The 20,678-nt window shown below is 36.3% G+C and carries 13 protein-coding genes; 8 read left to right on the forward strand and 5 right to left on the reverse strand.

The window, feature by feature from the left end; translation table 11 throughout:
* The first annotated feature begins 105 nt into the window (after positions 1 to 105).
* The 3 genes from addB to HMPREF2937_RS02930 all read left to right on the forward strand — a co-directional run bounded on the left by addB (position 106) and on the right by HMPREF2937_RS02930 (position 8,305).
* The gene (addB, locus tag HMPREF2937_RS02920) at positions 106 to 3,576 is read left to right on the forward strand and encodes a helicase-exonuclease AddAB subunit AddB (protein ID WP_083326907.1); all 3,471 of its coding nucleotides are present in this window, start codon (positions 106 to 108) and stop codon (positions 3,574 to 3,576) included.
* Entirely contained in the window at positions 3,573 to 7,232 is a 3,660-nt protein-coding gene (addA, locus tag HMPREF2937_RS02925; RefSeq protein WP_070864000.1) for a helicase-exonuclease AddAB subunit AddA, read from the forward strand. Before addB ends, addA begins: the two co-directional genes overlap by 4 nt.
* Positions 7,233 to 7,393: 161 nt before the next feature.
* Positions 7,394 to 8,305 carry a fumarylacetoacetate hydrolase family protein gene (locus HMPREF2937_RS02930; RefSeq protein ID WP_002481875.1) on the forward strand — a complete coding sequence of 304 codons (912 nt, stop codon included), beginning with the start codon at positions 7,394 to 7,396 and terminating at the stop codon, positions 8,303 to 8,305.
* A 175-nt stretch (positions 8,306 to 8,480) separates the two neighbouring features.
* On the opposite strand, the gene HMPREF2937_RS02935 is transcribed toward HMPREF2937_RS02930, so the two are convergent.
* From HMPREF2937_RS02935 to HMPREF2937_RS02945, 3 genes are all read right to left on the reverse strand, one after another.
* Positions 8,481 to 8,876, reverse strand: a complete 396-nt coding sequence (locus HMPREF2937_RS02935; RefSeq protein WP_002481876.1) for a YisL family protein — start codon at positions 8,874 to 8,876, stop codon at positions 8,481 to 8,483.
* A 134-nt stretch (positions 8,877 to 9,010) separates the two neighbouring features.
* Positions 9,011 to 10,333: a CoA-disulfide reductase gene (locus HMPREF2937_RS02940; RefSeq protein WP_070864001.1), complete on the reverse strand. Its 1,323-nt coding sequence runs from the start codon at positions 10,331 to 10,333 to the stop codon at positions 9,011 to 9,013.
* Positions 10,334 to 10,437: 104 nt separating this feature from the next.
* Positions 10,438 to 11,283 carry a Cof-type HAD-IIB family hydrolase gene (locus tag HMPREF2937_RS02945; protein ID WP_002481878.1) on the reverse strand — a complete coding sequence of 282 codons (846 nt, stop codon included), beginning with the start codon at positions 11,281 to 11,283 and terminating at the stop codon, positions 10,438 to 10,440.
* A gap of 229 nt (positions 11,284 to 11,512) precedes the next feature.
* On the opposite strand from HMPREF2937_RS02945, the gene HMPREF2937_RS02950 reads away from it, so the two are divergent.
* From HMPREF2937_RS02950 to clpB, 3 genes are all read left to right on the forward strand, one after another.
* On the forward strand, positions 11,513 to 11,821 hold the full coding sequence (locus HMPREF2937_RS02950; RefSeq protein WP_002481879.1) for a metal-sulfur cluster assembly factor: 309 nt from the start codon (positions 11,513 to 11,515) through the stop codon (positions 11,819 to 11,821).
* Positions 11,822 to 12,122: 301 nt separating this feature from the next.
* On the forward strand, positions 12,123 to 13,976 hold the full coding sequence (locus HMPREF2937_RS02955) for an acyltransferase family protein (RefSeq protein WP_083309968.1): 1,854 nt from the start codon (positions 12,123 to 12,125) through the stop codon (positions 13,974 to 13,976).
* Positions 13,977 to 14,235: 259 nt separating this feature from the next.
* Positions 14,236 to 16,842: an ATP-dependent chaperone ClpB gene (gene clpB / locus HMPREF2937_RS02960; RefSeq protein WP_070864002.1), complete on the forward strand. Its 2,607-nt coding sequence runs from the start codon at positions 14,236 to 14,238 to the stop codon at positions 16,840 to 16,842.
* A 99-nt stretch (positions 16,843 to 16,941) separates the two neighbouring features.
* On the opposite strand, the gene HMPREF2937_RS02965 is transcribed toward clpB, so the two are convergent.
* Positions 16,942 to 17,145, reverse strand: a complete 204-nt coding sequence (locus tag HMPREF2937_RS02965; protein ID WP_002481935.1) for a YjzD family protein — start codon at positions 17,143 to 17,145, stop codon at positions 16,942 to 16,944.
* 259 nt (positions 17,146 to 17,404) lie between these two features.
* On the opposite strand from HMPREF2937_RS02965, the gene HMPREF2937_RS02970 reads away from it, so the two are divergent.
* Complete coding sequence (locus HMPREF2937_RS02970) at positions 17,405 to 18,346, forward strand: beta-ketoacyl-ACP synthase III (RefSeq protein ID WP_023015800.1); 942 nt, start codon at positions 17,405 to 17,407, stop codon at positions 18,344 to 18,346.
* 11 nt (positions 18,347 to 18,357) lie between these two features.
* A complete protein-coding gene (gene fabF / locus HMPREF2937_RS02975; RefSeq protein ID WP_002481937.1) occupies positions 18,358 to 19,602 on the forward strand; it encodes a beta-ketoacyl-ACP synthase II in 1,245 nt (414 codons plus the stop codon).
* 438 nt (positions 19,603 to 20,040) lie between these two features.
* Here the strand turns inward: fabF and HMPREF2937_RS02980 are convergent, their stop codons facing one another.
* Positions 20,041 to 20,415 carry a DUF3899 domain-containing protein gene (locus HMPREF2937_RS02980; protein WP_002481938.1) on the reverse strand — a complete coding sequence of 125 codons (375 nt, stop codon included), beginning with the start codon at positions 20,413 to 20,415 and terminating at the stop codon, positions 20,041 to 20,043.
* Positions 20,416 to 20,678 lie beyond the last annotated feature (263 nt).

The raw sequence follows: 20,678 nt of genomic DNA on the forward strand, positions 1-20,678 counted from the left end.
ATTTTGGACTGTATTTATGTCCCAGCCCCTTTTACATTCATAAGGGAAGAAGCACGAAACTATGAGAACATATGTGCTACAATAAATGACAAAGAGGTGAGAAAGGTGACTGAATTTAACGCATATATCGGTCGTGCGGGAACTGGAAAATCCCATGCGATGTTAGACGAAATCAAACAAAAAATGAAACAAGATCCTTTAGGTGATCCGATTATTATCATTGCGCCGACGCAAAGTACATTCCAAATTGAACAAGACTTTGTGAAAGATCCAGAGTTAAACGGGAGTTTACGTGCAGAAGTCCTTCACTTTGAACGACTCAGTCATAGAATCTTTCAAGAAATCGGTGGTCTGACAGAAGATTACGTTTCAAAAGGTGCTATGGAAATGATGGTCTTTGATATCTTGCAAGACCAACGTAAATCATTAAATTTATACCAATCGCAAGTTAAGTATTATGGTTTCAGTTCTAAATTGACAGAACAAATCCAAGACTTTAAAAAGTATGCGGTCACACCTGACCAATTAGATTTATTTATCGCTGAAAATCAGCTTCAACCGAGAACACAAGATAAGCTGCATGATATTGCGTTAGTTTATCATCATTTAGAAGAACGATTAAAAGGCAACTTTGTTTCTTCAGAAGATACACTTTATAAGTTTGTAGAATGTATGGAAAACTCTGAGTGGTTAAAACGTGCTGAGATATACATAGATGGTTTCCATAACTTCTCAACACTTGAGTATTTAATGATTGAAACATTAGTTAAACATGCCAAATCTGTAAATGTTTTACTGACAACTGATGGCAATAAAGACCCATTTAGTTTATTTAGAAAGACATCATCTGTATTAACGCATTTAGAAGAGATTGCGAATCGATTAAATATTAACTTGAACCAACGTCCGTTTACGACACAATATCGTTTCGACAATTCAGATTTAAACCAATTAGAAACACAATTTGATGCACTTCAAGTTAATCCGCAACCAAACAACGGACACGTTAATATTTTAGAAGCTTCTAATGTACGTGAAGAAGTGAATGCGATTGCACGAGATATTATTCGTAAAGCACGTGAAGAAAATATTCGCTTCCAAGACGTCGCTATTCTCTACCGTGATGAAGCCTACGCGCATTTAATGGAAAGTGTCATGCCTGAATACGATATTCCATTTAATATTGATACAAAAAAATCTATGACACATCATCCAGTGATGGAGATGCTACGTTCACTCATTGAAGTTATCGAAACAAAATGGAGTTTTGAACCATTGATGCGCTTATTTAAAACACAAGTGCTGACACGTAAATACGAAGATAGCCGTTACCTTACAGATATCTTAGAAAACTTTGTCTTAGAAAGAGGTATTTATGGAAAGCGTTGGATAGATGACAGCTACTTCAAAATCGAACAATTTAATCAAATGGGCTTAAAGCGCCAACCGATGACAGAAGAAACAGAAGAAGTGTATCGTCGTGTCATTGATTTAAAAGATTTTGTGATGCATCATATTTTAAAATTTGAACAAGCTTTAAGTGAAGCGCATACCGCAGTAGAATTTGCGGCTGCTTTCTATAAAGTATGCGAATCCTTTAATTTACCGAGTCAATTAATGACTGAACGTGATGAGTTAGACTTAGCAGGCAAACATCAACAAGCTGAAGAACTTGATCAAGTTTGGAATGGTTTGATTCAAACATTAGATGATCTTGCGACAGTCTTTGGAGATACTGAAATGTCACAAAAACGCTTCTTAGAATTATTCGATGTTGGCTTAGAACAATTAGAATTCGTGATGATTCCACAAACTTTAGACCAAGTGTCTATCGGTACGATGGACTTAGCAAAAGTAGATAATAAAACGCATGTCTATATTGTGGGTATGAATGACGGCATTATGCCCCAAGCGATTTCTAATTCAAGCTTAATCAGTGATGAAGAGAAAAAATACTTCCAAGAAGAAACGCAATTAGAACTGAGTCCGACAGCAGATATCTTACAAATGGATGAAGCCTTTGTGTGCTATATTGCGATGACACGTGCAACTACTTATGTGACGTTCTCATATAGCTTAATGGGCTTAAATAATGATGAAAAAGAAGCAAGTCCATTTATCCAAAGTATCAAAGATTTATATACGAATTTAGAGGTGCAAAATATCGCCTTTATTGCACAACAAAACCCATTAACGTTAATGGAACACCCACATCAAACAAAAATCAATCTATTTGAAGCTCTTCAAAGTTGGTTGCATCATGAATTAACCGCAGAGTCTTGGTTAGATGCGTATCAAGCAATGATGCATCACGATAAACTGAAACAAGGTTTAAACTATCTGACATCTGCATTGACGTATGATAATAAAACTGTACAACTGAATGAAACACAAACAAAAGATTTGTATGGGTCAACTATTAATGCCAGTGTATCGCGTTTTGAAGGTTACCAAAATTGTCCATTCAAACACTATGCCTCTCATGGTTTACGCTTGAACGAACGTACAAAATATAAACTAGAAAACTTTGATTTAGGTGATATCTTCCATGCAGTTTTAAAATATATTGCGGACAAAGTTCAAGGGGATTTCAAAAACCTGACAAATCAACAGATACGTCAATTAACAACAGAAGCTTTAGAACAAATATTGCCGACAGTGCAATACAATCTATTGAATTCTACTGCGCATTATCGTTATATGTCTCAACGTATCGGTGCGATTGTTCAATCTACATTGACTGCGTTGAAATACCAAGGCAGTTTCTCTAAATTCAGACCTCAAGCGTTTGAAAAATCATTTAGAAGAAAACCGAAAAATCCAGATCAGCTTCAAGCAGAAGCGTTATATACAACACAAGGCATACCGATTAATATCCGTGGCCAAATCGACCGTATTGACACGTATACGAACCAAGACCGCAGTTTTGTGAACATTATCGACTACAAGTCATCAAAAGGCAGTTCAGAATTAGATTTAACTAAAGTGTATTATGGACTACAAATGCAGATGATGACGTATATGGATGTCGTGCTTCAAAATAAAGAAAGACTAAACTTAGCAGCACAAACTGAACCTGGCGGCTTACTTTATTTCCATGTCCATGAACCGCGTGTTACGTTCTCAAATTGGGCAGATATTGATGAAGAGAAACGTCAAAAAGAATTATTGAAATCCTTTAGATTAAGCGGTTTGGTCAACAATGATCCAGATGTGATTGAGGCAGAAGATTCACGCTTAGAACCTCAATTTACTTCTGATATTGTACCGTTGAATATGTTGAAAAGCGGCGCATTAGGTAAAAGCAATCCAGTCGCAGATACAGATACAATTTATAAATTTATTGAACATAATAAACAGAACTTCACACAAATTGCGTCTGATATAATGGATGGCCATACTGAGGTCGCTCCGATGAAATATGATCAAAAGTTACCGTGTCGTTTTTGTAATTATCGTTCCGTGTGTCATGTGGACGGCATGATTGACAGTAAACGTTATCGTACAGTAGATGAAACGATTAACCCGATAGAATTATTGAAAGTAGCATCAGAAGAAGAGGAGGATGACGCATGATACCAGAAAAACCGAATGATGTGATTTGGACAGACGGCCAATGGAAAAGTATTTACGCGAAAGGCCAAGATACTTTAGTAGCAGCTGCAGCGGGTTCTGGTAAAACGGCTGTATTGGTTGAAAGAATTATTCAACGTATTTTACGTGATGAGGTTGATGTTGATCGTTTATTAGTTGTGACGTTTACCAATTTAAGTGCACGTGAGATGAAGCACCGCGTCGAACAATGTATCCAACAAGCATCTTTAGAAAATCCAAGTAATACACACTTGAAAAATCAACGCGTTAAAATTCATCAAGCTCAAATTTCGACGTTGCATAGTTTTTGTTTAAAACTTATCCAGCAACATTATGATGTGCTAGAAATTGATCCGAATTTCAGAACCAGCAGCGAGGCTGAAAACATCTTACTCTTAGAACAAACTATAGATGAAGTATTAGAACAATATTATGATGCGTTAGATCCAGCCTTTATTGATTTAACAGAACATTTATCTTCTGATAGAAGTGATGATAAGTTCAGAAAAATCATTAAGAACCTGTATTATTTCTCAGTTGCGAATCCACAACCGATGGCTTGGCTGTCATCATTAGTAGAACCTTATAACAATACTGACACTCAAGATGAGTACTTAGACTTATTGATTAATATTGCGAAAGTCTATATGTATACGGCACTTGAAAATTTAAATAAGAGTTACGACTTATACCATGAATTCGCAGGCGTCGAAAAACATTTAGAAGTGGTTGAAGGTGAGCGTGCATTTTTAGCACGTGCTATGGAAGGAGATGTGTTAAACACTGAATTAATCAGTGAACATCAATTACCAAAGCGTTTTCCAAGTATTACCAAGAAGCTTAAAGAAGCAAATGAAGGCTTTGAAGACGGCTTAAAACTCGCAAAATCATATTATGATGACTATAAAGCAGCAGTTGAGAAAGTGAAAAAAGATTATTTCTCACGTTCAGCAGAAGATTTAAAAGCAGATATGCAGACGCTAGCACCTAGAGTAGCGGTATTAGCACAGATTACACAAGATGTGATTGAACAGTTCAGCATCAAAAAGCGTAGTCGTAATATCTTAGATTTCTCTGACTATGAACACTTTGCGTTGCAAATTTTAATGGATGAATCAGGGAATCCGACTGAAATTGCGCGCCATTACCGTGACCGCTTCGACGAAATCTTAGTGGACGAGTATCAAGATACCAACCGCGTACAAGAACAGATTTTAAGTTGTTTGAAACGCGGCGACGAAACAAATGGTAATCTCTTCATGGTTGGTGACGTGAAACAATCGATTTATAAGTTCAGACAAGCGGATCCTAGTTTGTTTATTGAAAAATACAATCGTTTCAATATAGATGGCAGTTCTGGCATGCGCATTGATTTATCGCAAAACTTCCGTTCTAGACCTGAAGTATTATCTACAACCAACTATTTGTTTAAGCATATGATGGATGAAGCAGTCGGTGAGATTGTTTATGATGAAGCGGCACAATTGTATTTCGGTGCACCGTTTGATGATAGACCGCATCCATTACATTTAAATGTTTTAGTAGAAGAAACAGAATCTGAACTTACAGGTGATGAACAAGAAGCGGAATATATTGCAGATCAAGTTGAAACCATTTTAAATCAACATGAAGTCTATGACATTAAGAACAAGACTTATCGTAAACCGACGTATAAAGATATTGTGATTTTAGAGCGTGGATATAGTCGTTCTCGTGCATTGCAGCAGGTGTTTAAAGACCGAGATATTCCGTTTCATGTAAATAGTAAAGAAGGGTACTTTGAACAAACTGAAGTCAGACTGGTCTTATCTTTCTTAAGAACGGTAGATAACCCGCTTCAAGACATCTATTTAGTCGGTCTGATGCGTTCTGTTATCTATCAATTTACAGAAGATGAACTCGCAAGTATTCGTATTGTCAGTCCGAATGATGATTATTTCTATCAATCGATTCAGCATTATATGCAGAGTGAAGAAGCGGATGTGCGCTTAGTTCAAAAACTTCAAGACTTCTTAGATGATTTAGCGTTTTATCAAGCGTTCAGTTTAAAACATCCAGTCTATCAATTGATTGACCGCTTCTACAATGATCGCTTTGTGATTCAATATTTCAGTGGTTTAATCGGCGGTAAAGGCAGACGTGCAAACCTTTATGGTTTATTCAATAAAGCTGTAGAATTCGAGAAATCCAGCTTCAGAGGACTTTTCCAGTTTATTCGATTTATTGATGAATTAATCGAAAGAGGTCAAGATTTCGGTGAAGAGAATGTCGTTGGTCCGAATGATGATGTGGTACGTATGATGACCATTCACTCTAGTAAAGGTTTAGAGTTCCCATTTGTGATTTATTCTGGATTAAGTAAACAGTTTAATAAACAGGATTTAAGTCAACCAGTGATTTTAAATCAAAAATACGGATTAGGTTTGACTTACTTTGATACTGAACTAGATATCACGTTCCCATCACTTGCCTCTGTGACACTTAAAACCATTAATGAAAATGAAATCATTTCTGAAGAAATGCGTTTAATGTATGTAGCCTTAACAAGAGCCAAAGAGCAATTATTCTTAATTGGACGTGTGAAGAGCGAACAAGCATTAGATAAAATGATCGGTACAGCGATTGCAGGAGATAAATTGCCTGTTAGTTACCGTTTGAGTGCGAAAACGCCATTTGAACTGATTTATCCGATTTATGCGAAATATCAATCTCACAGTATTACTAATGATTTGAAGTTTGAACAAGATATTAATGATTTAGCATTACCGCTTCAACCTAAAGTAGAAATTCAAATCGATGATTATAGTGATATCAAACCAGATGAAACAGAAGAAGACAGAGAAGATTATCGTACGGTGGCAGATATTATTGATTATCAGTCTGGTCAACCAGAAGTAGAACGTCAAATTGAACAACAATTAGCGTTTGAATATCCATATCAAAAAGATATGGTCAAACCGACGAAACAATCTGTATCTGAATTGAAACGTCAGTTAGAAACAGAAGAAAGCGGCACAAGTTATGAACGTGTCCGCCAATACCGTTTAGGTGCTTCGACTTATGAACGTCCGCAATTTTTACGTCAACATCAAAAACGTAAAGCTAATGAAATCGGAACATTGATGCATACAGTGATGCAGCATTTACCGTTTAAAACTGAACGTATGACTGAAGATGAATTAGATCAATATATTGATCATTTGATTGAGAAGAATATTATCGAAGATGATGCGAAACAAGACATTCGTATGAAAGAAGTTGTTAAATTCATCAATAGTGATCTTTATATGAAGATTGCGCAAAGTGACCAGATTATGCGCGAAGTACCTTTTGTGGTTAACCAAAGTAAAGTTGATCACGAAATGGATCAAAATGAAGATGTTTCTATTATCCAAGGGATGATTGACTTGATTTACCGACAAGATAATCAGTATTACTTTGTGGACTATAAAACTGACGCCTTTAACCAACGAAAAAGTGAAACAGATGAAGAAGTCGGCGAAAAATTAAAAGCGCGTTATAAAGTACAGATGTACTATTATCAAGCCGCACTTGAGACGATTTTAAATACGAAAGTCAAAGGTTCGCTGTATTTCTTCCAATATGGTGAATTAAGATTAGATGACACTTCGCATTAATTCCAAATGGACAGGGTAGAGATAATTAAGAGGATAAGACGTTTAGTTTGTATTTTCATATTATCACTCCCTATATTTGGAAGTGTTTATTAAATATTTGTTATTTTTCTGAAAATACAGTTATAATGTAAATTAAGATTGAGATGAGGAGCTGATATTGAATGAAATTTTTATCATTCAAATATAATGATGAAACATCGTATGGTGTGAAAGTAAAACGTGAAGAAGCAGCTTGGGATTTAAGAAAAGTTTTCGCAGATTTTGGTGAAGGCGACTTCCATCCTAAGACTTTATTAGAAGGTTTAGAACAAAACCATACATTAGATTTCCAAGAGCAAGTGCGTAAAGCAGTTGTCGCAGCAACAGATAGTCCAAATTCAGAAGACTATAAAGTACAATTTGCAGACTTAGAATTTTTACCACCTGTGACACCACCGAACAATGTGATTGCATTCGGACGTAACTATAAAGAGCATGCGGATGAATTGAATCATAGTGTAGAACGCTTATACGTGTTCACTAAAGCAGCGTCATCTTTAACAGGTGATGAATCAACAATTCCTAACCATAAAGATATTACAGATACACTGGATTATGAAGGTGAATTAGGGGTTGTTATCGGTAAATCAGGCGAGAAAATTCCTAAAGGTTTAGCATTAGACTATGTATACGGTTATACAATCATTAACGATATCACAGACCGTACAGCACAACGTCAACAAGACCAAGCCTTTTTATCTAAAAGCTTAACTGGCGGTTGCCCTATGGGTCCTTATATCGTTACTAAAGATGAATTACCGACACCTGAAGACGTAAATATTGTCACAAAAGTAAACAATGAAATTCGTCAAGATGGCAATACAAGTCAAATGATTCTTAAAATTGATGAATTGATTGCAGAAATCTCTAAATTTGTTGCTTTACACCCAGGTGATATCATTGCGACAGGTACACCATCAGGTGTTGGGGCAGGTATGAATCCACCTCAATATTTACAACCTGGTGATGAAGTTAAAGTTACAATCGATAATATCGGTACTTTAACTAACTTTATCTCTAAAGAAGAAGAGTAATTAATAATCATCATGCTTTTTAATTAAGCATATTATTATAATGAAGCCCGAGTTGAAATGAATTTGTTTCAACTCGGGTCTTTTAATATCCAAAATAGAAAAATTAATTTTCACTTAAAGTTTAAACATAATAAGAAAAGCTCATCACATGTAGTGACGAGCTTTAAATAGTTTATTAATTACCAATGCCGAATAGGCTTGAGATTGGTCCTTCTGGTAAGATAATGCCTAATGCCATTGTGATAATGATTAGAACGATCGTACCCCAGAATAAACCTGTGTGTGAAACTGAACGTTCTTTACGGATTAATGTCACTTCCATTAAAGCAACAACTGCGATACCGCAAATCATTTTTAATGTGAGTAACATATGTGCACTACCTGTTGCAGTAGCGAATTCTACAACAACTTGCCACACACCACTGAATAAGATCAGTACTAAGAACAAACGTAATGCCATGTGCAACGGTTTGTAAGCTTTCTTAGGTGCACCGGGTGATTTAAAACTGAAATAAGCTGCGATAAATAAAATGATACCGATGACCCAGCTGAAAATGTGTAAATGTAACATGTAATTTCCCCATTTCTTCAATATTCCGTATCTATGATAACATATAACCTTAGCTTAATTATAATGATTATAATTATTTTGAATTTATTTTTGAATACTTGAGGGTTTTATGGATTTTCTCTAAATAATATATATTATTTAGATTGCGCTTTATAACCCACCATATTAATAATATCTTTAGGTGAACTATAAGGCGGCGCATAGGCTGGTTCAAATTCAGTTAGTTCATCAATGGTCATATTGTTTTGCATGGCCATTGAAAGCACATCAATACGTTTATCTGCACCTGCTTTACCGACTGCGGCAGCGCGTAAAATACGACGTGTATCTTTGTCGAAATAGACACGTAAATGGACACGTTCTGCGCCAGGGAAGTAGCTGGCATGGTTGTATTGTTCATTTTCAGTCATACCATAATTAAAGTGTTTCAATTCGTTTGGTGAGATACCGACACTCGTTAAAGTATAATCAAAGAATTTCACCGCATTTGCGCCTAAGAAGCCTTTAAATGGCGGAGCACTGTCTAAAGCGATATGTTGTGCTACAATGCTGGCAGCACGATGTGCACCCCAAGCTAGCGGTACACGTGTTGGTAAGTCAACATGACGATAATAGTAAGAGGCAATGTCGCCAATCGCATAAATGTCTTCAAAGTTCGTTTGGAAGTATGCGTTGACTGGGACATAACCATCGTCATCTAATTTGATGTCAGTATCTTTAAATGATTCATTGTTCGGTACAATACCGAGCCCTTCAATAATCATGTCGAAGTCTTCTTGTTTACCTGATTTGAAGTGCACCGTTTTACCCTCTACAGTGTCAATTTCTTCATTGAGTCGATAATCAATTTTGCGTTCATCCATCGCATCGAAAATCACTTGGTTCATATCTTGATCCATGAATTTATTGACTTTATCTGAGCGGTGGATTAATACCGTTTCTAAACCGTGATGATATAAGTTTTCTAAGACTTCTAATGAAATGTAGCCGGCACCGACAATCAGCACCTTTTTAACATTATTTTGTTTAATGTAGTTTTCAATTGCATCTGTATCTTCTAGGTTACGTAGTGTAAAGGCCATATCAGTGTCCAGTGGGAGTGAGTTTGCGCGACAACCTGGACTTAAAATTAATTTATCGTAATTGTCTGTGAATGTTTCGCCAGTCTCTCTGTTTTTGACTGTCACTTCTTTTTTAGAAGGATCAACATGTATGACTTCGTGATAGACATGTGCATCGATATCTTTTTGTTCTTTTAAATCTTCAGGTGTGTAATTGAGTAACTGCGAACGATCTGGAATAATACCGCCTAAATAATAGGGAAGACCACAGTTCGCAAAAGTCACATCGCGATCTTTCTCATACACCGTTATCTTATAGTCTGAATTTAATCGGCGTAATTGGCTTGCGACTGTTGCGCCGCCAGCGACACCGCCGACAATAATAATATGTGTCATGTTTTTACCTCCAATATGATGTAATAAAAAAACAAGGTTGATACAAAGTGTCATAATAGATTGTCTTTAAAACACTTGCAAACCTTGAATTGATAAGATTTATATTAACAAGAATGCACGTTTGCGTTTTCTTGATAAGGAATATTTAAACTGAAAAAGTCATTTAAATAACGGCCGATACCGTCTTGGTTGTTAGAATATGTTGTTTCTTTTGCGATGTGTTTCAGTTCATCTAAGCCGTTATCCATCGCTACGCCATGTTTCGCATATTTAATCATTTCGGTATCGTTATCTTCGTCGCCGAAAGCGATAATGTGATTGCGGTCTACACCGAGTGCATCTTTCACACTATCAATTCCTCTCGCTTTACTTATACCCCGTTTAACAATCTCTATAACTGGGAATGGCGCACCCCAGCGGCGATGTTCAATACTTTCTGCGAAGAAACGTGACAACATTTGTTTTACTCTTGGAATCATATGCTCTTCGGCTTCGATTAAAATAGAAGTCGGTGATTCATTTAATTGGCTGACGATATCTCCAGTCTCAATTTTAGGATTGCCCATAGAGAAACCTTCGAATAGATGTTCATCGTACGTATCGATAAAGACATGGTCTTTTACTTCTGCGATAATATTTTTAACCTGCATATTACGTAATGCGTCAATAATACTTGAGGCCAAGTCTGGATCCAATGTCTCATGTGTGACAGGGAAGTCAGCATCTGTCGGATTATGCACATAGGCACCATTGAAGTTGACAATCGGCGTATTTAAGCCTAATTGGTCATAATAAGGGCGGCTGGCTCTGAAAGGTCTGCCTGTCGCAATCATGATATGGTGGCCTTGTTCTTTTAACGTTTGTAAAACTTTAAATGTATATGGTGAAATTTCTTTTTCATCGTTTAATAATGTTCCGTCTAAATCTAAACAAATTAAATAAGGTTCCATAGTATAATCTCCTTGTGCTTAAGTTGATAAATAAATCTAAATGCGGTTTGACGCATGAAATGGATGAATTGAGTATAAACACTGCTCAATCTCCTTATATGAAACATTGTCTATAAATAGGCTGATTCATTTTTTTGTGAATGTATTCCTATAATAGCATTTTATTGGAGTTTTGTCGGATATTTGATATATTGATAATAACCATAATTGCATAAAAGAGGTGAATATAATGGATGAAGCATTAAAAGATAATATCTTAGGTGCATTAGAAAACGTAATTGACCCTGAGCTCGGCATTGATATCGTCAACTTAGGTTTAGTATATAAAGTCAATCTCGAAGACGATGGTTTATGTAAAGTAGAGATGACACTAACATCAATGGGTTGTCCTTTAGGACCGCAAATTATTGAACAAATCAAAATGGCGCTTGCAGAAATTCCGGAAATTCAAGATACTGAAGTGAATGTTGTTTGGAATCCGCCATGGAATAAAGATATGATGTCACGCTATGCGAAAATCGCTTTAGGCGTGAGCTAAGAGATATCATGCCAATGATATAAGAAATGAAACGACTTATTTGTTTAAAGCTAATGAAAAATAGCTGAAGACGATAAGTCGTTTTTTTATCCCGAATTGTACTTGTTCACAAAATTGTTATAAATGAGTTGTGCGACTCATGCTAAATAAAAGATTTATTCAAATAACTATAAAATATCTTGATATTGCAAGAATATTACATTAATATTACAATTGGTAATTATGACACTCACGTGTTCTGTCACATACATAGAGCACAATGAACCACGCAAAATCTTAAATCAGAAAGAAAGGTAAATGCATGACTAATTTGAAACGCAGTTCAGCTCAGAACAGTGCATCACCTGAAAAACCTAAAAAAATGAACTATATGCCTGGTTTAGATGGGTTAAGGGCAATTGCTGTGCTCGGTATTCTTATCTACCATTTAAATAAACAATGGCTTTCAGGCGGATTTCTTGGTGTAGATACGTTCTTTGTTATTTCTGGATATTTAATCACAAGTCTTTTATTAATAGAACATCATCAAACAGGAACGATCAGTTTAAAGCGCTTCTGGTACAGACGTATTAAACGTTTGATTCCAGCAATGTTATTTGTGGTCAGTGTAACTACGATATTCACGTTGTTATTCCAAAGAGATGAAATACTTCGTGTTAAACAAGATGCGATTGCGGCTATTTTTTACGTCTCTAACTGGTGGTATATCGCTAAAGATGTCAATTATTTCGACCAATTTTCATTTGAACCTTTAAAACATTTATGGTCTCTTGCGATTGAAGAACAATTCTATTTATTCTTTCCTTTAGTTTTGATTTTATTACTGGCTAAAGTTAAGAAACATAAACAAATTGTATTGATATTTTGGATTATCTCGTTAGCTTCATTATTAGCAATGGTGTGGATTACACATCCTGGCATGAACTTCTCACGTGTGTACTTCGGTACAGATACACGCTTGCAAACGTTATTACTCGGTGTCATTCTTGCATTTTTATGGCCGCCGAACCGTTTGAGAAAAGATCCGCCGCTTGCGGTACGTATGTCAGTTGACTTGATGGGAGTTATCTCATTAGCAATTTTAATGGCTTTATTTGTCGTTGTAGAAGATCAAAGTTACTGGATTTATAACGGTGGTTTCTACTTGATTTCAGGGATTACACTCTTCTTAATTGCAAGTGTGGTACATCCGAGCGGCTTATTAGCACGCTTTATGGGCAATCCATTATTTGTATATATCGGACAACGCTCATATAGTTTATATTTATGGCATTTCCCAATTATCGTATTATTGCATCGCTACTTTGTAGCAGGACAAATTCCAGTATGGGTGTATGTCGTAGATGTTGTTTTAACATTCATTATGGCCGAAGTGTCTTATCGTTATGTTGAAACACCGTTTAGAAAACAAGGCTTCAAAATGTTGTCATTTAGAACGAAATCAAAACGTATTTGGGTTCATTGGCTGGCATTATTAGTCATTGCGATTCCGTTTGCGGTAATTTTAGCAGGTGTCTTTGATCATTACGGTAAAGATAAAACTGCGGATAAAGCGACTCAATTCAATACAAATTCAATTGATAAATATGTGGTACGCCCAGTGCCGTATGGCAAAATTGATTTCTTAGGCAATGGCGGCGGCAAGCAGCCAGAAGAACAAGTTGAAGTATACAATAAAGTGAAACCTTTATTAATCGGTGACTCTGTTATGGTTGATATTGGTGAACGCTTTAAAGAACAAGTACCGCATTCAGTCATTGATGGTAAAGTCGGACGTAATATGTACCAAGCTAAACCATTAATCGAACAAAATTACAGTCACTATAATAAAAAAGGCGACCAAGTCATTATTGAATTAGGTACGAATGGTGACTTCAATAAAGAACAATTAGATGATGTCATCGCATCATTCGGTAAAGCGGACATCTATTTAGTCAACACACGTGTGCCGCGTTCTTATGAAGGACACGTTAACCAATTGATGAAAGAAGCGGCTAAAGAACATAAAAACGTTAAACTCGTAGATTGGTATAAACGTTCGGCAGGACATCCTGAATACTTCGCATACGACGGTATTCATTTAGAGTATCCAGGTGTTAAAGCATTATCTGATGAAATCATTAAAACAATGGGTCTCAGTAAAAAAGACAAGTAAATAGAAACGAATACAAGAACTGAAATCAGAAAATGAATGCTGATTTCAGTTCTTTTCTTATATTTAGAGTGAGTTTGTTATAGGTAAAAGTTTTGTGGTAAAGCATATGAGGAATGATTTAAAAAGAAGAGAAAAATTTACTGATACGAAGCGTTATAAGTTGAAAAATAAAGGGTCGATGCTCTATACTATGTATAAGGTCAAAGAAAGTCAAAGTCAAAAGGACTTGCAAGCATACTGAGTAACAGAGGTGAAGAGAATGGATGCAAATAAGATGACCTATGCCGTGCAAGAAGCGTTACAACAAGCGATTCAACTTGCACAAGACTATGAACAACAAAATGTAGAAATAGAAGCGGTGTTATTAGCTGCCTTAAAAGAAACAGATAGTTTATTTAATAGTGTATTAGAACGTGCCAATATTGATACGAGTGAGTTAGCGAACACATATGATTCAAAATTAAAACGCCATGCGACAGTTAAAGGCGATAATATTCAATATGGTCAATATATCGGCAATGAAACCAATACGCTGTTTAATAAAGCAGAAGCTATTATGAAAGACTATGATGATGAGTTTGTATCAATGGAACATGTGTTGTTAGCAGCCATGGAAGTTGATGAGACAACTAAATCATACGTCGGTAATAAAAATGAAGTAATCAAAGAAATTATTAAGAAGATCAGAGGAGGAAATCACGTGACATCACAAAATCCAGAAGCAAACTATGAAGCACTTGAAAAATATGGTCGTGATTTAGTAGAAGAAGTCCGACAAGGAAATATGGATCCAGTTATCGGAAGAGATGAAGAAATTCGTAATACGATTCGTATCTTAAGTCGTAAAACGAAAAATAACCCTGTCTTAATCGGGGAACCAGGTGTCGGTAAAACTGCGATTGTTGAAGGATTAGCACAACGTATTGTGAAAAAAGACGTGCCGGAATCCTTATTAGATAAAACAATCTTCGAATTAGACTTAAGCGCATTAGTGGCTGGTGCAAAATACCGTGGTGAATTCGAAGAACGCTTAAAAGCAGTCTTAAAAGAAATTAAAGATGCTGACGGTCGTATTATTCTCTTTATCGATGAATTGCATATGCTAGTCGGTGCAGGTAAAACAGATGGTGCGATGGATGCAGGTAATATGTTGAAACCGATGTTAGCACGTGGTGAATTACACTGTATCGGTGCAACAACTTTAAATGAGTATCGTGAATATATTGAAAAAGACTCTGCATTAGAACGTCGTTTCCAAAAAGTAAACGTGTCTGAACCTGATGTAGAAGATACAATCTCCATTTTACGTGGATTAAAAGAACGCTATGAAGTGTATCATGGTGTACGTATTCAAGACCGTGCATTAGTTGCTGCGGCAGAATTATCAGATCGTTATATCACAGATCGTTTCTTACCAGATAAAGCAATTGACTTAGTAGACCAAGCATGTGCGACAATTCGTACAGAAATGGGTTCTAACCCAACAGAACTCGACCAAGTCAACCGTCGTGTAATGCAGTTAGAAATTGAAGAAAATGCGCTACAACATGAATCAGACAGTGTCAGCCAACAACGTTTGAAAGAACTTCAAGAAGAGCTTTCAAATGAAAAAGAAAAACAAGCAGCGTTACAATCTCGTGTAGAACAAGAAAAAGAAAAAATTGCGAAACTACAAGAAAAACGAGCAGAACTTGATGAAAGCCGTAAAGCATTAGAAGATGCTGAAAATAACTATAATCTTGAAAAAGCAGCGGAATTGCAACACGGTAAAATCCCTCAATTAGAAAAAGAATTACGTGAATTAGAAGATGCGTTCCAAGATGATCAAGTTGGTGATGAAGAACGTATTATCCGTGAAATTGTGACAGATGAAGAAATCGGAGATATCGTCAGTCAATGGACAGGTATTCCAGTTACAAAATTAGTGGAAAGTGAACGTGACAAATTACTACACTTAAACGATATCTTGCATGAACGTGTCGTAGGTCAAGATAAAGCCGTTGATTTAGTTGCAGATGCGGTTATTAGAGCACGTGCAGGTATTAAAGACCCTAACCGTCCAATCGGAAGTTTCTTATTCCTAGGACCAACAGGTGTCGGTAAAACAGAGCTTGCGAAAGCTTTAGCTTCTAGCTTATTCGATTCAGAAAAACACATGATTCGTATCGACATGAGTGAGTATATGGAAAAACACTCTGTCTCTCGTTTAATCGGAGCGCCTCCAGGCTATGTCGGTCATGATGAAGGCGGTCAATTAACAGAAGCAGTGCGTCGTAATCCTTACTCAGTCATCTTATTAGATGAAGTAGAAAAAGCACACTCTGATGTCTTCAACGTGTTATTACAATTGTTAGATGAAGGTCACTTAACAGATTCTAAAGGCCGTAACGTAGACTTCAAAAACACAATCATCATTATGACAAGTAACATTGGTTCGCAAATCTTACTTGAACAAGTGAAAGAAACAGGTGTAATTACAGAAGACACAGAAAAAGCAGTCATGAATAATTTAAATCAATTCTTCAAACCTGAAATCCTGAACCGTATGGATGATATTGTATTATTCCGTCCATTATCAGTAGATGACATGAGCTTGATTGTAGAAAAAATCTTAGCAGAATTGAATATCCGCTTATTAGATCAACGAATTTCAATTGAAGTGTCAGACGCAGCGAAAAAATGGTTGGGTGAAGAAGCATATGAACCGCAATTTGGTGCGCGTCCATTAAAACGTTTTGTACAACGTCAAATTGAAACGCCATTAGCACGTATGATGATTAAAGAATCATTACCAGAAGGTACAACAATTAAAGTTGACTTAGATGCTGATGGTTTACAATTTGATGTAGAAAAAGCACAAATATAATGATTAATATAAAGAAACAGCCGTATCGCATTTGATACGGCTGTTTTCATACATAAAAAAATCCAGCAAGAACTTTTGCTGGATGCGAAATGCGGGCTGTTATTGTTTACTGTCTTCTTCTGCAGCAGATGGCTTAATAGGTTTCATTAGTGCGTCTAGAGCAACGATAGCAAGTGTAAAGACAACTGCTAAAACTAATGGAAGAACCATATCTAATGTTCCGCCGCCGGCTAAACTGTTTAACACGAAGTTAACCATTTGAAGCAGCAAAACAGACCAGAATAGTACCATAATGTATTTCATCTGTTGTGCCTCCATATTTCATCTTTAGTTCAATTATAAAATAGAGTGATTGCTTTGTATAGTGAAATCAGGAAATTCGACACAAGAGCCAAGTTGTAGAAGATGAAACAACATCACATTTATTGTGATACGCGCGTTCAAATATTATAATAGTGTAAGCAATGTCATGATGGATACGAATAAAGCACTTGTATTCAAAAAGTAGAATATGATAAATTAATACCTGGTATTAAAATTATTTTTAAGAAGGTGTAGAACCATGAATGTGGGTATTAAAGGTTTTGGAACTTACGTTCCAGAAAAAGTAGTAGACAATGCCTATTTTGAATCGTTTTTAGAAACATCTGATGAATGGATTTCTAAAATGACTGGAATCAAAGAACGTAGATGGGCAGGCGAAGACGAAGAAACATCAGATCTTGCTTATGAAGCAAGTGTGAAAGCAATTGAAGATGCAGGAATTAAACCTGAAGATATAGATATGGTAATTGTCGCAACATCAACAGGAGACTTCCCGTTTCCAACTGTAGCTAATATGTTGCAAGACCGTTTAGGTTTAGGAAAAGTTGCGACGATGGATCAATTAGCAGCATGTTCAGGATTTATGTATTCCTTGATTACTGCCAAACAGTACATACAGTCAGGTGACTATCATAATATTTTAGTAGTCGGTGTGGATAAACTTTCTAAAATTACTGATTTAACAGATCGTTCGACTGCTATTTTATTCGGTGATGGTGCAGGTGCAGCAGTAATCGGTGAAGTATCTGAAGGACATGGTATCTTAAGCTATGAAATGGGTTCTGACGGCAGTGGCGGCAAGTATTTATACTTGAACCACGATAACGGCAAAATCTTTATGAACGGTCGTGAAGTGTTTAAATTTGCGGTTCGTATTATGGGAGAAGCTTCTCGTAATGTAGTGGATAAAGCCGGATTAACTGCTGATGATGTCGATATGTTCGTACCGCATCAAGCGAACATCAGAATCATGGAATCTGCTCGTGAACGCTTAGGTATTCCAAAAGAAAAAATGAGTGTATCAGTAGATAGATTCGGCAATACTTCAGCGGCTTCTATTCCGTTAAGTATTGGACAAGAACTCGAAAACGGCAGAATTAAAGACGGCGATGTCTTAGTGCTAGTCGGTTTCGGCGGCGGCCTGACTTGGGGCGCAATTACATTAAGATGGGGAAAATAGGAGGATAAGGTATGAGCAAAGAGCAACGCGTTGTAATTACAGGAATTGGCGCATTATCTCCATTAGGAAATGATGCAGAAACGTCATGGGAAAACGCTTTAAAAGGTGTTAACGGAATTGATGAGATTACTCGTATTGACACATCTGATTACAATGTTCATTTAGGCGGAGAATTAAAAGACTTCAATGTTGAAGATTATATCGATAGAAAAGAAGCACGTCGTATGGATCGTTTCACACAGTATGCGGTAGTAGCGGCACGTGAAGCGGTACAAGATGCGAAGTTGGATATTAATGATAAAACAGCTGACAGAATCGGTGTATGGATTGGTTCAGGTATCGGAGGCATGGAAACTTTCGAAGTGGCACATAGCCAATTGTTAAATCGTGGACCACGCCGTGTCAGTCCGTTCTTCGTACCAATGTTGATTCCTGATATGGCAACAGGCCAAGTATCAATTGATTTAGGTGCTAAAGGACCAAACGGTTCAACAGTGACAGCTTGTGCAACAGGTACTAACTCAATTGGTGAAGCATTTAAAATTATCCAACGCGGTGATGCAGATGCGATGGTAACTGGCGGTAGTGAAGCGCCGATTACACATATGGCAATTGCTGGATTCAGCGCAAGCCGTGCGTTATCTACAAACAATGACAAAGAAACAGCATGTCGTCCATTCCAAGAAGGCCGTGATGGCTTCGTAATGGGTGAAGGTGCAGGTATCGTAGTGCTTGAGTCGTTAGAATCAGCACAAGCACGTGGTGCGAAAATTTACGCTGAAATCGTTGGTTATGGCTCAACAGGTGATGCGTATCATATCACTGCACCAGCGCCTGAAGGTGAAGGCGGTTCTCGCGCAATGAAAGCTGCGATGGATGATGCAGGTATCGAACCGAAAGATGTACAATACTTAAACGCACATGGTACAAGTACACCAGTAGGTGACTTGACTGAAGTTCTTGCGATTAAAAATACATTCGGCGATGCTGCGAAAAACTTGAAGGTCAGCTCAACTAAATCAATGACAGGCCACTTATTAGGTGCTACAGGTGGTTTAGAAGCTATCTTCTCAGCGCTTTCTATTCGTGATAGTAAAGTTGCGCCAACAATCCATGCGGTAACACCAGATCCTGAATGTGATTTAGACTTCGTGCCAAATGAAGCACAAGACTTAGACATCACATATGCGATGAGTAACAGTTTAGGTTTCGGTGGTCACAACGCAGTATTAGTATTGAAAAAATTTGAAGATTAATTTTAAATAGACCTAAAAATAAGCCAGGTGATTGGACTCTAAATCAGAGTCCAATCATCTGGCTTTTGTCTTTCCTGAAAATACAATTGTATTTTATGCAGGAGCATTCATATTGAATATACAGATGCGATAGTGTAACAAAACGAATGGATTTTTCAGGTTTAATATACAAAAAGATATGCGATTATTACTATATTTCACTGAAAACCCTACAATGAACGTATTAAATTAATAAGAAATACAAAAAATAGATAAATAACTTATGTTAAATTTTCTTGTTTAGTACTAAAAATTTAGATTTTGTCAATGATGTATAATATGTGAAAAGTTTCCTTTGTATATCCTGAATAGACAATTGAAATTAAGTGGTAAATAAAACTAGCAATTAAATAGGTAGAAAAAACGGCAAAGTGAAATCACTCTGCCGTTTTTTTGTGGTTAAAAAGTGAAAGTCGCCAGCAAACATAAAATGACATAAACCACATTGACTAAAGTTAAATAGATCGTCCAACGTTCTACAATATAGACCTCTCTTTTAACTTGTTTAGGATTAATAAATTCATCATCAACATGTGCTTTACGATGTTTGGCACTAGACATTTGGTAGCGCAAACGCCTGAAACCATAGCTTGTCGCATCAAAGATACCATCTTGAACTAAGATGAAAACGAAGCCGACAATAAAAAGCAACATACTGACAATGAATAAAATGTCGATAAATTGGGTCCACGTATGTTCGCGAAACAGCCAAATAATCAAACTCAAAACAGGTGAGAATATTGCCCAGAAAATCCATCGGAAATGTTTATTCATATCACGATTACCTCTCGATTCATTAAAAATTTAAAAGTAATTCATCAGCATTTATTTAGTAATAACTATAAAGTTTTTTTAATAGAAATACAAGAAACAAAAAGCACGTAATCTATTGATATTGCTATATTTGTTACACATGTGTGACGGAACTTTTTGTTATAACATTTAAATTATTCAAAAAATTGTGTTGATTTTAAATGTAAAGTATCGATATACTAATATTAAAATATTTCTGATAATTAGAAGGGAATGTTTAATTT

The sequence above is a fragment of the Staphylococcus sp. HMSC061G12 genome, from assembly GCF_001838465.1.
Classification (GTDB): domain Bacteria; phylum Bacillota; class Bacilli; order Staphylococcales; family Staphylococcaceae; genus Staphylococcus; species Staphylococcus simulans.

Bases quoted from the DNA above. Each gene is read 5' to 3' on its own strand.
- addA (WP_070864000.1), top strand. From the start codon at position 3,573: ATGATACCAGAAAAACCGAATGATGTGATTTGGACAGACGGCCAATGG.
- HMPREF2937_RS02930 (WP_002481875.1), top strand. From the start codon at position 7,394: ATGAAATTTTTATCATTCAAATATAATGATGAAACATCGTATGGTGTG.
- HMPREF2937_RS02935 (WP_002481876.1), bottom strand. From the start codon at position 8,876: ATGTTACATTTACACATTTTCAGCTGGGTCATCGGTATCATTTTATTT.
- HMPREF2937_RS02940 (WP_070864001.1), bottom strand. From the start codon at position 10,333: ATGACACATATTATTATTGTCGGCGGTGTCGCTGGCGGCGCAACAGTC.
- HMPREF2937_RS02945 (WP_002481878.1), bottom strand. From the start codon at position 11,283: ATGGAACCTTATTTAATTTGTTTAGATTTAGACGGAACATTATTAAAC.
- HMPREF2937_RS02950 (WP_002481879.1), top strand. From the start codon at position 11,513: ATGGATGAAGCATTAAAAGATAATATCTTAGGTGCATTAGAAAACGTA.
- HMPREF2937_RS02955 (WP_083309968.1), top strand. From the start codon at position 12,123: ATGACTAATTTGAAACGCAGTTCAGCTCAGAACAGTGCATCACCTGAA.
- clpB (WP_070864002.1), top strand. From the start codon at position 14,236: ATGGATGCAAATAAGATGACCTATGCCGTGCAAGAAGCGTTACAACAA.
- HMPREF2937_RS02965 (WP_002481935.1), bottom strand. From the start codon at position 17,145: ATGAAATACATTATGGTACTATTCTGGTCTGTTTTGCTGCTTCAAATG.
- HMPREF2937_RS02970 (WP_023015800.1), top strand. From the start codon at position 17,405: ATGAATGTGGGTATTAAAGGTTTTGGAACTTACGTTCCAGAAAAAGTA.
- fabF (WP_002481937.1), top strand. From the start codon at position 18,358: ATGAGCAAAGAGCAACGCGTTGTAATTACAGGAATTGGCGCATTATCT.
- HMPREF2937_RS02980 (WP_002481938.1), bottom strand. From the start codon at position 20,415: ATGAATAAACATTTCCGATGGATTTTCTGGGCAATATTCTCACCTGTT.